General features: G+C 43.3%; 11 protein-coding genes. 3 read left to right on the top strand and 8 right to left on the bottom strand.

Translation table 11 applies throughout. The features are described 5' to 3' along the window. Positions 1 to 12 precede the first annotated feature (12 nt). Complete coding sequence (locus tag POW22_RS03635) at positions 13 to 1,164, bottom strand: methionine aminotransferase (RefSeq protein WP_336407700.1); 1,152 nt, start codon at positions 1,162 to 1,164, stop codon at positions 13 to 15. Positions 1,165 to 1,269: 105 nt separating this feature from the next. On the opposite strand from POW22_RS03635, the gene POW22_RS03630 reads away from it, so the two are divergent. Continuing rightward, positions 1,270 to 3,534 (top strand): response regulator, encoded by a 2,265-nt coding sequence (locus POW22_RS03630; protein WP_272831258.1) that lies wholly within the window; start codon positions 1,270 to 1,272, stop codon positions 3,532 to 3,534. Positions 3,535 to 3,536: 2 nt separating this feature from the next. Here POW22_RS03630 and POW22_RS03625 read toward each other — a convergent pair whose 3' ends face one another. The 4 genes from POW22_RS03625 to POW22_RS03610 all read right to left on the bottom strand — a co-directional run bounded on the left by POW22_RS03625 (position 3,537) and on the right by POW22_RS03610 (position 9,921). Then, complete coding sequence (locus POW22_RS03625) at positions 3,537 to 4,283, bottom strand: succinate dehydrogenase/fumarate reductase iron-sulfur subunit (protein ID WP_272831257.1); 747 nt, start codon at positions 4,281 to 4,283, stop codon at positions 3,537 to 3,539. A gap of 6 nt (positions 4,284 to 4,289) precedes the next feature. After that, complete coding sequence (locus POW22_RS03620) at positions 4,290 to 6,293, bottom strand: fumarate reductase/succinate dehydrogenase flavoprotein subunit (protein ID WP_272831256.1); 2,004 nt, start codon at positions 6,291 to 6,293, stop codon at positions 4,290 to 4,292. A gap of 11 nt (positions 6,294 to 6,304) precedes the next feature. Further along, the gene (locus POW22_RS03615; protein WP_272831255.1) at positions 6,305 to 6,970 is read right to left on the bottom strand and encodes a succinate dehydrogenase cytochrome b subunit; all 666 of its coding nucleotides are present in this window, start codon (positions 6,968 to 6,970) and stop codon (positions 6,305 to 6,307) included. Between the two features lie 107 nt (positions 6,971 to 7,077). Beyond that, positions 7,078 to 9,921, bottom strand: a complete 2,844-nt coding sequence (locus tag POW22_RS03610) for a WD40/YVTN/BNR-like repeat-containing protein (protein ID WP_272831254.1) — start codon at positions 9,919 to 9,921, stop codon at positions 7,078 to 7,080. A 300-nt stretch (positions 9,922 to 10,221) separates the two neighbouring features. On the opposite strand from POW22_RS03610, the gene POW22_RS03605 reads away from it, so the two are divergent. Then, a complete protein-coding gene (locus tag POW22_RS03605) occupies positions 10,222 to 11,514 on the top strand; it encodes an aminopeptidase P family protein (RefSeq protein WP_272831253.1) in 1,293 nt (430 codons plus the stop codon). A 260-nt stretch (positions 11,515 to 11,774) separates the two neighbouring features. Here POW22_RS03605 and POW22_RS03600 read toward each other — a convergent pair whose 3' ends face one another. The 3 genes from POW22_RS03600 to brnQ all read right to left on the bottom strand — a co-directional run bounded on the left by POW22_RS03600 (position 11,775) and on the right by brnQ (position 14,344). Next, positions 11,775 to 12,236, bottom strand: a complete 462-nt coding sequence (locus POW22_RS03600; protein ID WP_272831252.1) for a nuclear transport factor 2 family protein — start codon at positions 12,234 to 12,236, stop codon at positions 11,775 to 11,777. 256 nt (positions 12,237 to 12,492) lie between these two features. Continuing rightward, entirely contained in the window at positions 12,493 to 12,789 is a 297-nt protein-coding gene (locus POW22_RS03595; RefSeq protein ID WP_272831251.1) for an isoamylase early set domain-containing protein, read from the bottom strand. A 262-nt stretch (positions 12,790 to 13,051) separates the two neighbouring features. Next, the gene (gene brnQ, locus POW22_RS03590) at positions 13,052 to 14,344 is read right to left on the bottom strand and encodes a branched-chain amino acid transport system II carrier protein (protein WP_272831250.1); all 1,293 of its coding nucleotides are present in this window, start codon (positions 14,342 to 14,344) and stop codon (positions 13,052 to 13,054) included. Between the two features lie 31 nt (positions 14,345 to 14,375). On the opposite strand from brnQ, the gene POW22_RS03585 reads away from it, so the two are divergent. After that, positions 14,376 to 15,146: an alpha/beta fold hydrolase gene (locus POW22_RS03585; protein WP_272831249.1), complete on the top strand. Its 771-nt coding sequence runs from the start codon at positions 14,376 to 14,378 to the stop codon at positions 15,144 to 15,146. Positions 15,147 to 15,210: the final 64 nt, after the last annotated feature.

The following is a 15,210-nucleotide window of genomic DNA, read 5'->3' as shown; positions in this document are numbered from 1 at the left end:
TAGGCGTTAGCCTTAGGCCAACTGCGGTTGTATTTTTTGTATGATCTCAGCGGCTTGCTGCAAAGTCTGCTCTGTTTTCGCAAAACAGAAACGCAGCATAAAGTGGTTCTTCTTTTCTAAATTGAATACAGAGGTTGGTATAGCTGCAAGACCGTATTGCTCCGTTAAAAAACGGGCAAAGTCAATATCGTTTTGCTCAGAGATCTTGCTGTAATCTACCATTTGAAAGTAAGTGCCTCCGCTGGGAATGGCTTTAAAATCGGTTCCTTCCAATCCCTTGAGGAATAAGTCTCGTTTTTGCTGATAGAAACTTCCTAAACTGGTATATCTGGAAGGTTCCTCCAAATATGTGGCCAAGGCCTGCTGCATAGGATGGTTCACACTAAAGACCAAGTATTGATGTACTTTGCGGAATTCCTCCATCAAAGCCTTTGGCGCCAAACAATAGCCCATCTTCCATCCCGTGGTATGAAAGGTTTTTCCAAAAGAAGCGGTGATGGTGCTTCTCGCAGCTAAACCCTCAAACGCCGCTGCGCTGTAATGTTTTTGTCTGTCAAAGACAATGTGCTCGTAAACCTCATCAGACAGCACCCAAAGGTCATGGGCTATGGCGAGTCTTTCTAACTGCTTCATGTCTGACTCACTCATCAAAGTTCCGCTGGGATTGTGCGGGGTATTGACAACGATCATTCGTGTTTTGGGCGAAATATGTTTTTCTACTTCCTCCCAATTGATCCGGTATTCTGGCGCTTCTAGTTGAACGGCTACTGCCTTTGCCCCTTGAAGCACTATGGCAGGTTCATAACAGTCATAAGCCGGAGCAAAAATGAGCACCTCATCACCCTGATGCACGAGTGCGGTAATCGCGGTGTAAATGGCCTGCGTCGCACCAGCAGTCACCGTGATCTCGGAACCTGGATCATAAGTGCGCCCGGAAGCATTGAACACCTTTTCTGCGATGCGTTCCCTAAGCCTTAACAAACCCGGCATGGGCGCGTATTGGTTCTCTCCGCGCTGCATGGATTCACTCACCAACTGATGTAAATACGGGTCTATTTCAAAATTCGGAAAGCCCTGCGAGAGGTTAAGTGCATTGTGTTCTCGTGCCATGGCAGACATTACACTAAAGATACTGACGGGGGTGTTTGGCAATTTGGAATTCATCAACATAAAGATAAAACAATTCCAAGAGGCCTCAAAAAATGCTGACTCTTAGGTTTTTACATTGTTTTTTTATATGTTTGTTCACCCCGAATTTATCGAAAACCTATGCTTAAGTGGTACCCCGTATGTCGCTACTTCGCGTCATTTATTCTGCTTTTTTGCCTCAGCAAGGCTACTGCGCAGAATCTGACAGAAGGAAAGAAACACCTTTCAGAAAGGGAGTTTCGTGCGTTGATTGATACTTCCGATCTCTATTATTTCAATGGACAATACAAAGAGTCTTTAAAGCTCAATATTTCCTTATTGGCTGCTGCCAACTATTTGAAAAAGCCCGAGCTTTTGCACTTGGCTTATCGGAATTTGGCCTATGATTATTTGGTGATTACTGATACGGTCAATGCCAAGGAAAGCTTTATCAAATCTCAAAAATACGCCTTGGAGGCTAAGAATGATACAGCCGTTGCGCTATCCTATATGGACCTAGCCAATATGTACTCTTCTGTAAATGTCGATTACAATAGAGCCATGGATTTCCATCAAAAGGCCATAGAAGGTTTCACGCTGATCAAAGATTCCACGCGATTGGCGAAAGCGCATTACAACGCTGCCCTTACGGCCATGGACCTACAAAAATACCAAGAAGCCTATCTGCATATTGTAAAATCAAAAGCGCTCCATAAATACCACGACCACGAATCCTTTGGAATAGGACTGGATGGCCTCACAGCAGAATACTATTTGGTCAAGGAAGATTATGAAAGCGCGGACATCTATTACAAAAAGGTCATCAAAGAAGCCACTGCGGCCGACCTTAAGGTAGAATTAGAGTCAGCATATTTTGGTTACAGCGAGAGTCTGTTTGCACAAGAAAAGTACAAGGAAGCTTTTGAAATGCAGGAACAATATACCAACTACCTCCGCGAGAACCTTAACGATCTTGCTTCTACAGAGACTGAAATGATGGTAGCCAAATTTCAGGTAGATGAGTACAAAAAGGATATGGCGGCAGCTCAAAAAGAGCAGGACCTGCAAAAAACCATGCTTGACAACAAAAGCAAGCTGAACAATTACCTCATTACACTTTCTGTATTTTTCTTGCTGTCTATGATCTTGCTTTATTTCGCATATCGCAACAGAAAGCAGCTTGCTCAGGAGCTAAAAATCAAGAATCGGGAGTACAAGAAAGCCAAGGAAGAATCCGAACGCATGAGCAGAACCAAGACCAAGTTCTTCTCTACAGTCAGTCACGAATTACGCACACCACTTTACGGGGTAATCGGGCTGAGCACACTTTTAATGGAAGACGAGTCCTTGAGTAAACACAAAAAGGATCTGAGTCTTCTTAAATTCTCTGCGGATTATCTGCTGGCATTGATCAACGATGTGCTTCAGATCAATAAACTCGATTCTAAGAGTCAAGATGAGGATGATCATTCGGTATTTAAACTGCGAGAATTGATTACGACGATATCCGGCTCGTTTGAATATTTACTAATCCAAAACAAGAACACCTTCCGATTGGAAGTAGACCACGAATTGCCCACCACAGTGCGCGGAAACGCCATGCAGTTGGCCCAAGTTCTCATGAACCTTATCAGCAACGCCTGTAAATTCACAGAAAACGGAACTATTACAGTAAAGGTGATTAAAGAATACATGTCTGATAAAACAGTGAATGTGCGCTTTAGCGTGATTGACACGGGTATTGGTATTGCCAAAGAAAAGCAGGCCGACATTTTTGACGAATTCCTGCAGATCGGACAGGAAGACAATTACAACTACCAAGGTACTGGTCTGGGCTTGCCTATTGTGAAGAAATTGCTCGCCAAATCTCAATCAACCATTAATCTAGAAAGTGAAGCAGGTAAAGGATCGACCTTTAGCTTCTCCCTAGGATTTGACCTGGTCAGTGATGCGCCAGAAGAAGAATCTACAGCCATGATTGATACCAAAAATCTAATTGGCAAGTCTATTTTGGTTGTAGAAGACAATCGCATCAACCAAAAAGTCACTCAGAAGATCTTAGAGAAGCATCAAGTAAATTGTATGATAGCTGAGAACGGCCAACAGGCAGTGGACCTTACCAAAGCACATAACTTTGATTTGATCCTGATGGATATCAATATGCCAGTAAAAGATGGAATTCAGGCCACCAAGGAGATCCGAATCTTTAATAAGTCTATCCCGATTCTAGCCTTGACGGCTGTGGAAATTGAAGAGGTGCGCTTTACAATCTTTGAGGCTGGTATGAATGATATCATCGTGAAGCCTTACGACATCACCAAGTTCAAACAGACCATCCTCAAAAATATCTTTTTACAGCGCATTCAGAATCCTGGTTCAGACAACCAGCATTTACGCGCTATTTAAATTTAACCTTTAACGCTTGCGGCAAGGTATTCGCGGTTCATGCGGGCAATGTTCTCTAAGGAAATTCCTTTAGGACATTCTACCTCGCAAGCTCCAGTATTGGTACAGTTACCAAATCCTTCCTTGTCCATTTGCTCCACCATGTTAAGTACACGACGTGTGGCCTCTACCTTTCCTTGAGGCAAGAGTGCAAACTGACTCACCTTAGCAGAGGTAAAGAGCATAGCACTTGCGTTCTTACAAGCTGCAACACAAGCTCCACAACCAATACAAGCCGCAGCCATAAAGGAAGCGTCTGCGTCTGCCTTCTCAACTGGAATGGCATTAGCGTCAATAGTGTTTCCTGAAGTGTTTACAGAGATATATCCTCCTGCATGCTGAATGCGATCAAAAGCAGAGCGATCTACCATAAGGTCTTTGATCACTGGGAATGCTTTTGCACGGAACGGCTCAATGACAATAGTATCACCGTCGTTGAATTTGCGCATATGCAATTGGCAAGTAGTTACCAATCGGTCTGGCCCATGAGGCTCTCCATTGATCATTAGCGAACAAGATCCGCAGATTCCTTCACGACAGTCATGATCAAATACTACAGGCTCCTCACCTTTTTCTATAAGTTGCGTATTGAGTACGTCCAGCATTTCCAAGAAAGACATATCGCCTTCAACTCCAGAAATGGAATAGGTTTGCATAGAACCCTTGGACTGGGCATCTTTTTGTCTCCAGATTTTAAGTGTTAAGTTCATAACGGTTTATTTATAACTTCTGGTTTTTACTTCTATATTATCGTAGTCAAGCGATTCTTTGTGCAGAACTGCATCTGCTGGCTCGCCTTTATACTCCCAAGCTGCTACGTACATATAATTTTCATCGTCTCTGAGTGCCTCACCTTCTTCGGTTTGATATTCCTCTCTAAAGTGTCCCCCACAAGATTCGTTACGATCTAAAGCGTCTTTTGCAAACAACTCTCCTAGCTCTAAAAAGTCAGCAACACGCATGGCTTTTTCTAACTCCGGATTCATGCTGTCCATCTCTCCCGGCACGCGAACTTCTTTCCAGAACTCTTCGCGAAGCGCTTTGATGTCGGCCATAGCCTTTTTAAGTCCTTCTGCGTTACGAGACATTCCTACCTCGTTCCACATGATCTTCCCTAAACGCTTGTGGAAATAATCTACGGATTTGGTTCCGTTATTATTGACCAACTTCTCTAGGGTTGTTCTCACATTGTTCTCTGCTTCTTCGAACTCAGGAGTCTCTGTGCTGATAGGGCCTGTACGGATATCATCAGCTAAATAATCTCCAATGGTATACGGCAACACAAAGTAACCGTCTGCCAATCCTTGCATCAAGGCAGAAGCCCCTAAGCGGTTCGCACCGTGATCGGAGAAGTTTGCTTCTCCAGCAGCATAACACCCAGGAATAGTGGTTTGCAAGTTATAGTCTACCCAAATCCCACCCATGGTATAGTGTACCGCAGGGTAGATCATCATTGGGGTTTTATACGGGTTCTCATCCACGATCTTTTCATACATCTGGAAGAGGTTTCCGTATTTAGTTTCGATCACCTTTTCACCAAGAGCCAACCATTCTTCTTTGGTTGGATTTTGATTTCCTTGGATGGCTGCTTGCTCTTTTCCATAACGCTCAATAGCGGCGGCAAAGTCAAGATAAACTGCCTCTCCTGTTTTATTCACTCCGAATCCAGCATCACAACGCTCCTTGGCTGCACGCGAAGCAACGTCACGAGGTACTAGGTTCCCAAATGAAGGATATCTGCGCTCTAAGTAGTAATCGCGATCTTCTTCTTTTAATTCTGTCGGCTTGAGCTTTCCTGCACGGATAGCTTCAGCGTCTTCTTTCTTAGCAGGCACCCAGATACGTCCGTCGTTTCTCAAAGACTCTGACATCAAGGTCAATTTAGACTGATGGTCTCCAGAAACTGGAATACATGTTGGGTGAATCTGCGTAAAACATGGGTTTGCAAAATAAGCACCGCGTCTGTGGATCTTCCATGAAGCAGTTACGTTACTTCCCATGGCGTTTGTGGATAGGTAGAATACATTTCCGTATCCTCCAGAAGCGATCACAACAGCGTGCGCTGAGTGACGCTCTAATTCACCAGTTACAAGGTTTCTAGCTATGATTCCACGTGCCTTGCCGTCCACGATCACTAGGTCTAGCATCTCGTGACGGTTAAACGCTTTGATCTTTCCGCGATTGATCTGGCGGTTCATGGCTGAATAGGCTCCAAGCAACAATTGCTGCCCTGTTTGCCCTTTAGCGTAAAACGTTCTCGATACCAGAACCCCTCCAAAAGAGCGGTTGTCCAGAAGACCTCCGTATTCACGAGCAAAAGGTACTCCTTGAGCAACACATTGGTCAATAATGTTGCTGGAAACCTCAGCCAAACGGTAAACGTTGGCTTCTCTGGAACGATAGTCTCCTCCTTTGATGGTATCGTAAAAAAGGCGGTAAGTAGAATCCCCATCCCCTTGATAATTCTTTGCTGCATTGATCCCTCCTTGCGCTGCAATTGAGTGCGCGCGTCGAGGAGAATCTTGATAGCAGAAGGTCTTTACATTGTACCCAAGCTCTGCCAAGGTTGCGGCGGCAGATCCACCGGCCAAACCAGTACCCACGACAATTACGTCAATATTACGCTTGTTGGCTGGGTTTACCAGGTCAATGTCGTTTTTATGTTTCGTCCACTTATCGGCTAGTGGTCCTGCAGGTGCATTTGATTTTAGAACTGACATATGCGATAGTATTAATGTGGAATTTGATTAAAGTGGTGGTATAGCGCAATCACAGCAAACAACAACGGGATCACAATAGCAAAAGCTTTGGTAAAGCCTTTAAGCGCCTTGGAGTATTTGTTGTTGAATCCAACCGATTGGAAACTGGAAGAAAATCCGTGCCAAAGGTGAACTGCTAACAATGCAAAAGCTAGCACATACAGCCCTACACGAATTGGACTTTCAAACTTGTGCACGGTTTCTGCATAGTAACGTGTTGGATCTTCCGGATGCGTTTCGATATACTTGTGTACAATTTCTGGAACCCAGAAGTCGTAAAAGTGAAGTCCTAAGAAAGCCAATACTACAATTCCAGAAATGATCATATTTCTAGATGCCCATGAGGCATTGGCGCTGCCCTTATACATGGCGTATTTATGCGCTCTTGCGCTTCTGTTTTTCAGCTCGAGAGCAAATCCCATCACAAAGTGAAAAACTACCCCAAAGATCAGAACAGGCTGCAAAGCAAACTGCACCAAACCGTTGGTCCCCATAAAATGAGACCAGCTGTTAAAGGTATCTGGATCTAAGACTGAGGTCAAATTGATCACACAGTGTTGGGTCAAGAAAACTACAAGAAACAATCCCGAAAGCGCCATGGCGACTTTACGGGCAATTGAAGAGGATAAAATTCCCATAGGATTGCGATTACTTTTTAGTGGTACAAATTTACGACACAAGGGAATCAAACCCAAGAATTAAAGTTTGATTCCCTCGTTATTTAGATTTATTATAAATACGCTATCTACTTGATGCTTAAGCCTGAACTAGCGGAGGTTCCCCCGACAGCTACAGTGACCTTGTAATCGCCTTTTGGTAGATAGTATTTTCCGTTTTGTCCTGGATAGATTCCCGCGGATTTGTCTTTGCTCAGGGCCTTTTGTGCTTTGCTGCTCATAGCCAGATCATAAGCTACTGCGTTGAAGCCTTTGTCGGCGTCCATTTGCATGCTTTGAACTTCAACACCATTGGCATTGGTGATGGTCACCGTAGCCTTGCCAGACGCTGGGCTGTAAAACTCTAAAGACACCTCTGGCTCGTAGGCATCATACCACTGCCCAAAGGAAGCACCCCATCTTCTGGAATGATTCACAGGTTCCATCGCCTTTACCACAACACTATTCATCACATCGGCATTCATCGCTTGAAGCATGGAAATATCTGCTTTGTAAATAGAACGGCCGTGCGTACCCAAGATAAGCTCAGAAGCCTCTGGGTGAATGATCAGATCATGAACTGCCACATTTGGCAAGCCTTCACTAAACGGATGCCAGCTTTCTCCACGATCCATAGAAACATAAGCTCCGTTGTCTGTACCTACATACAAAACGTTCATGTTCACAGGGTCTTCTTTAATGACATTAACTGCAGAGGCCGGTAAATTACTACTGATGTTCTTCCAAGTTGCTCCAAAATCATCACTCATATACACATAAGCGGTAAAATCATCCCAACGATAACCGTTTAAAGAGGCATAGACACGCGCTTTTTTATGCTTGGAAGCTTCAACGCGAGATACCCAAAGATCGTTCGGCAAACCAGAAGAAATGTTTGACCAAGAAGCACCACCATCACGAGTCAAATGAATGAGTCCATCATCACTACCCGTATAGATCATTCCAAATTGGAAGGTAGACTCGCTAATTGTGGTCAAGGTTCCATAAGCGACATTTCCTTTCTTCCCACCAGTGGTCAAATCGCCAGAAATAGCTTCAAAATCATCCCCTTGATTCATGGAACGCATCAGTTTGTTTCCACCTAAATACAAAATGTCTTGATTGTGCGGAGACAGTAAAATTGGCGTCTGCCAGTTGAATCGATACGGACGCTCACCCAATTTGTGTCTAATAGAGAGACGCTTTTGATCTCCCGTTTCTAAATTGAGTCTAAAGTAATTTCCAAACTGGAATCCGGTGTAAACTATATCTGTGTTTCTATTGTCTACTTGGATCTGCATCCCGTCACCGCCCATGATCATCTCATAGCCGTAATCTCCACTTGAATGCCAACGTGTAGACTCTGTATTGTTGCTGGATCCTTTCCAAACTCCGTTGTCTTGTAAACCTCCATAAACATTGTAGGGCTTTTCATTATCCACTTGGATCGCATAGAACTGACCCACAGAAGGGGTGTTGTTCTTCATCCAAGTTTTACCGTCGTCATAAGTGATATTCACCCCTCCGTCATTACCGTTGATCAAGTGACCCGGCATATTTGGATTGATCCAAAGCGCGTGGTGATCTGAGTGGACATTATCCCCAACAATAGATTTAAAGGTCTTTCCTCCGTCTTTAGAATTTAAGATCGGTACGCCGTAGATATAGATATTGTCTGAATTGCTCGGGTCGGCATGAATCATTCCGAAGTAATATCCATAGGAATAATACAAGTCTTCTAAGTACCCATCATGCGTCTTTTTCCAGGTCTTCCCACCATTGGTACTTTTATATACTTCCGCCCCAATTACAGGAGTGTCAAACAAAAGACTGTTGGCGTCTTCAAGGTAAAGCGCCAAGTCCTTAGGTTCTAAGCTACCCGCTCGAACCATCTGCTTTACATTGTTTGCTTGGTATTGTTGTGGGAATCGATTCTCTCTTAGGAATCCATTGAGTTTGCTGTCATCAAGCTGTAAAAAGGCCGACTTCTGCATGCTTTTAAAATCATTTTTGGACAAGCCTGGTCTCGGACGACCCCCACCAGTGTCTGGTCTACGCGCTTGGTTATCGTGTATAGCGTAAACCGTGTTTCCATCCACAACAGACAAACCAATTCTTCCCACGCCTTCCCCCGTTGGGAAACCACTATTAGGAACACTAACCTTGGTCCAAGTGTTTCCTGCATCTGTGGATTTATAAATAGCACTTCCGTTTCCACTCCCTCTAAAATTCCACGCCTTTCGGTCTTTATCCCAAGAAGAAGCGTACATATTGTTGAAGTTATTCGGATCAACTGCTACGTCAATAATACCCGTTTGGTCATTGATAAAAAGCACCTTGTTCCAGGTCTTACCACCATTCATGGTCTTGAAAACCCCGCGCTCAGCGTTTGTAGAGTACAAGTGACCTGCTACGCCAACCACAACCTCATCTGGGTTGTTTGGGTTGATCAAAATTCTACTGATGTGATGCGAATCTTTTAGACCAACATTGGTCCAAGTTTTACCCATGTCATCAGATCGGAGTAAACCAATACCGGCATAAGAAGAACGCGAGGCATTGACCTCTCCAGTTCCTACCCACAGGGTGCCGTTTTTCCAGTCTACAGCAATATCTCCTACATTTTGAGTAGGGCTGCTATCCAATACTGGAGTAAATGAAATTCCGTTGTTGTTGGTATACCAAACACCGCCACTGGCGTAACCTACGTAGAATTCCGTAGGGTTATCTGGATTGACTGCTAAATCTACTACTCGCCCGCTCATGACCGTTGGGCCAATGTTGGTAAAGGGTAAATTTTTGACAATTGATGATTCTGTAAGTTGAGCTTTGGCTTGGATACCGGCTTCTACTTGAGCCGCAGAAGTGGCTGGGGTTTGCGCATTTAGAAAACTAAAACTGAGCATTCCCAGCGCGAGAAGGTAGTGTCGCATTTTTTTTACAATGGTTGGTTAATGAACTAATTTACGCTTTTATCATTTGCTATAAAATTGCCGTTTCAATCTTGGTTTTTGTCTTTTTATCGTTCCGTAGCGCTGCTATGCAACTCAAAAAAGTCTTCAACCAAGTTTAAAACCTTCCATTTTCGCTTAAACGTTAAAAGCAAAAATGAGTTCAGCAGGTTAAAGTACGACTTAGGGCTCCCAGCACAAAAATTTTTAATGAAGTTTAACATCAAACCTAAGCCCTTTAAACGGTGAGTTTTGCTACTTTTAAGGCTCAATTTGAAGATCATGAAATACCATCCAATAGACAACAGCTTATACATTTATAACCGTAAGAACTTTATGGCAGCCATGAAGCCTAAAAGTATTGCGGTGTTCAATAGTAATGACATCTATCCTGTGAGTGCGGACAGCACCATGCCTTTCAATCAGCATAGAGACATCTTGTTTTTAAGCGGAGTGGATCAGGAAGAAAGCATTTTAGTGTTGTTTCCGGATGCGGTAGAAGAAAAGCACCGAGAGGTCTTGTTCCTACGTGAGACCAATGCTCATATAGCTGTTTGGGAAGGTGAAAAACTCACCAAAGAAAAAGCCTTTGAAACCTCAGGGATCAAAACGGTTTATTGGTTGCAGGACTTTGATAAGATCTTCTTTGAACTTATGACTCAGGCCGAAATGATCTATTTCAACACCAACGAACACTACCGTCAAGCTGTGGAGACGCAAACTCGAGAGGATCGTTTTATAGCTAAGACCAAAGCGCAATTCCCAGCACACAGCTGGGCGAAAGCCAATCCTATTTTACAACGCCTGCGTTCAGTAAAACATCAGATTGAATTGGATTTGATGCAAACCGCATGTACTATCACTGAAAAAGGATTCCGTCGCGTATTGGATTTTGTAAAGCCTGGAGTTTGGGAATATGAGATCGAGGCTGAATATATGCACGAGTTCCTCAGAAACCGATCCAAAGGATTTGCCTACACGCCTATTATTGCAAGCGGAAGTAACGCCAATGTACTGCACTATATCGAGAATAATCAACAGTGTAAGGATGGTGATCTGATCCTAATGGATGTAGGCGCAGAATACGCCAACTACAGCAGTGATATGACTCGTACCATACCTGTGAACGGTCGTTTTACTGACCGTCAAAAAGCAGTTTATAACGCGGTAAATAGAGTAAAGGATGAGGCAACGGCAATGCTCGTGCCCGGAACGCTCTGGAAGGAGTATCACGTCGAGGTTGGTAAATTGATGACCTCAGAGCTCTTAGGTCTGGGCCTAATTGACAAAGCCGACGTGCAAAACGAAGATCCAAACTGGCCGGCCTATAAAAAGTACTTTATGCATGGAACCTCACATCATATTGGCTTAGACACCCACGATTACGGTATTCTTTGGGAACCCATGACTGCGAATATGGTCTTTACCGTGGAACCGGGAATCTATATTCCGGAAGAAGGATTTGGCGTGCGTTTAGAAGACGATGTAGTTGTCCAAGAAAGTGGTGCTCCACATAATTTGATGGGCAATATCCCAATTGAGGTTGAGGAGATCGAGGAGATCATGAACTCTTAATTTCTCGTCGCATTTCCCTGTTTTATCAAAGAGTTTGGAGTTTTATCTAACGCCTCTGAATTGGAGGTCAATTTTCCGTCTCTTTTAATAATCGGAATTGAAATAAAAAGTGGATATTATCCTAAGGGGTGCTAACCCCTCCCCGCAATAAATTACCAATTGTTTGAAATGTTTCAAACATTGAGAAACTCAGATTTATGAATCTGGGTAACTCTTGGTCGACTTTTCATGTCTCAATGTCGCCGCTAACTTGTCCACAATTAATCCTCCGGTCGGTACGTCCACTGCGGCGCTGATTGCCAGACAATATTGATGATTTTCCACTTGCCGTCTTTCTTGACTAGGTTGAGATAATCTATTCCCCAAGCGGCGGTGACCTTTGTAATGGCGATCTTATCATTAACTTCTAAAACCTCAACGGCTCGCGTTGCTTGGGCCTCCTTTGGAATAGGGCGTTTCTTTAGGCGCTTTGACAGATCAATCACTTCATCGAAGGGTAATTCCAAATTATCTGAATAATTTTTGCCGTCTGGGTTATAGCGCCATCCAACTTTGCGTAAGCTCTTATCAATATAGGTATAAGCCAAAGCGGTATCGCCTTTATAAAAGATATCAATATACCCTTCAGAAGCTGCGACCACAGCATCGAGATCTTTCTTATAATCTTGAGCGTAAGTAATGGAGCAAAGGCAAAATGCGAATAGGAAGAGTAGTTTTTTCATAAGCTTAAATTTTTAGCTGAGAGAATGGAAGTTATTTAATCTATTCAAACTGAAGTGAAAATTAACCATTTTTGTGACTGTTTGAAGCCTTTTTTGCGGTGCATAGCAGCGCTACGAACCAATAAAAAAGCACAGAACAGGTGCGGAAAGGGTAATTTTTTAACCAGTATTGAATGGGTTAAATAGCTTCAAAACAAGGTACAAAAAAAGCCTCTCAAAAAGTGAGAGGCTCATCTGAACTAAATACTACCAGACCTTAGAGGTTCAAGACACAATTGTCTGCACCTGCAAAGTCGTTCCACTGGTATGCATCTGCTTGTTCGTCGTTGGCGTATGCGCCATCGATCCAATAACGAAACTCGTAAGAGGCACCTTTATCTAGATTCACAGTTCCTTTAAAGGTTCCGTTCTTTAGTTTCTTAAGCGGAGTGGCTTTTTGATCCCACTCGTTGAAGGAACCAACTACTTTTACTTCGTTGGCCTCTTCTGCAGGTACGGTAAAGGTTACTTTACATACCGGCTTGGTCTTTAAAAATTGCTTTGTAATAGCCATAATCAGTGTTTTTACTAACGAGGTAAATGTAGCCAAGGACAATAACCTTCCAAATGAAAACAAGGGGTAATTCTAAAGAATTATCAGATTCCTAATTTTAGAAGCTACTTAGGAAAATATTTGAAATTTTGATCGAGGAAAAATGTGATATCCGCAGCTTTTTTAGCTCAATTTAACAGCTGATTTTAAACCGATTAACTACTACAACGATTTCGAAAAATCACCAAAATGTTAAGAAAGTATTGATTTAAGCAAATGAACGTCAATTCGTCTCAGGCTTGAATAAAAAGTTGGCTAAAACGAAGGTCAGCAAAGCAGGTAAGACCCAACCTAAACTGAACTCAGATAATGGCAACCAAGAAAGGGATGTTCCTAAAAGGTCAGCGCCCCAAATTCCAGAGATCACATCAGGCATGCTAAATAGAAAAGTGACTATTGCGACCGCTTTAAAAACACGCGCTGATGCCCATCGGTCTGGAAGTGCATTGAGCAGAATCAAAACAATAGTCAAAGGGTAGATAAAAGCCAGAACAGGAATAGCCACTACAATGATGGAATGAAAATCCAACTGTCCAATAACCACCCCGAGCACACACCCAATAATAGCAGTGAGTTTATAAACCCGATTGGAATTATTAAAGACTCCTTTGAAGTAATCAGCCGCTCCGGCAATGATTCCAACAGCAGTTGTAAAACAGGCCAAAGCCAAAAGCAAACTCAATAAAGTGTTGGCCTGAGTCCCTAAAGTTCCTTGAATGATTCCGCGCAAAAGTGTGGCGCGTTGCATGGTACTGCTCATACCTTCAGCTCCCAGGATATCATTCCCGTAATAGGCTCCGGAGGCAATCAGTCCTGCATACATGATCAAAAGGCCTAAGCCAGCAATTAGGCCAGCCTTCCAGATGAGTTCTTTCTTAAAGTGATAATCTGTATGACCGCGTAAGTTTAATGAGATGATGATCACTGCACCCACAACTGCCGCACCAATGGCATCAAAGGTCTGATAACCTTCAAGCACTCCTGTAGTTAAAGGCGATAGGTCTGTAGCTTCATGTACAATGGCTTCGCTAGCAAACATTCCTATTCCAATAACGGCCAAAAGCATGATGACAATAAGTGGAGTCAAATACTTCCCTATAATGCTCATGATTTTTGATCGGTTCAAGACAAAGACCAACACTAGGGCAAAGTAAATCATACTGGTGAGCCAAGATGGCGTTTCCAGCAGAGGATAAACTGCGATCTCATGGGTAGCCGCCGCTGTTCTTGGAGCAGGAATTGCAATAGATATGGCGTAGACCACGATACAAAATACAGAACTAAAAAGAGGGGATACCTTCTTTCCAAAATCAAACATGGTTCCCTGCAACTTGGCATGAGCGTAAATCCCAATAATAGGTATGATCACAGCAGTAATGGCAAATCCCGCCACAACAATCGGCCAATTGTCTGCCGCCTTAAATCCTAATAATGGGGGAAGCAGAAGATTTCCCGCTCCAAAAAAGAGCGCGAAAAGTGCAAAGGCGGTAAGGAGTAATTCTTTAGATTTGCTCATCGTTTAGCTAGCGCACCCCAAGATACACATTATGACCAAGCTCCAAAATTCGGACAGTCTTTTTTACACCGTTCAAGGTGCGGGACCAAACCTAGTGCTCTTGCATGGCTTTTTGGAAGATCACAGCATGTGGGATGGCTTAGTGAATGATCTTGCTGAGCACGCTCGTGTCATATGTATTGACTTACCTGGACACGGCAGATCGGGTCTGAGCGAGGAGGCCACTATGGAGTCCTTTGCCAAAGATGTCCTTAAAGTACTGGATTACCTCAAAGCCGATCAAATCAACTTGGCAGGACATTCCATGGGCGGATATGTAGCTTTGGCTCTGACAGAAATGGCTCCTGAACGTGTTGATAAACTGTGCTTACTCAACAGTACTTTTTATCCAGACACTGAGGAGCGAAAGCAAAAAAGGCGTCAGGCCATAAGCGTAATTAAAGAGGATCCTAAATTGTTTGTGCGCACGGTGATTCCGAGTCTTTTCCCGACCTCGGTGCGAAAAGTCATGCAGCCCACAATTGATGATCTAATTAAAAAGGCAAGCCTAATGACTGCGGAGGCGATCATTGCTGCAACAGAAGCTATGATTCACAGGCCAGATAGATCTGCTCTTTTCTTTAAAAGAAAGCAAAACAGCTATTTGGTCATTGGTAAACAAGATCCTCTGGTGAATATTTCTGCACTCACAGAGGCCGTCAACCAGCATCAAAATCAAAAGTTAATCCTTGAAGGTGGGCATATGAGCCCCTTTGAAAACATCGATAAAGTACGAATTTTCTTAACAAAATTCACTTCATAGTGCATTTCATCGATTTTTTTTGACTTTTTATCGTGTTTTTTGCATTTATTTCTATCTTTCTGAT

The sequence above is a fragment of the Gilvibacter sediminis genome (assembly GCF_028561565.1).
Lineage (GTDB): Bacteria > Bacteroidota > Bacteroidia > Flavobacteriales > Flavobacteriaceae > Gilvibacter > Gilvibacter sediminis.
Note: the sequence above shows the minus strand (reverse complement) of the source record. Positions and strands in the feature narration are given on the sequence as shown.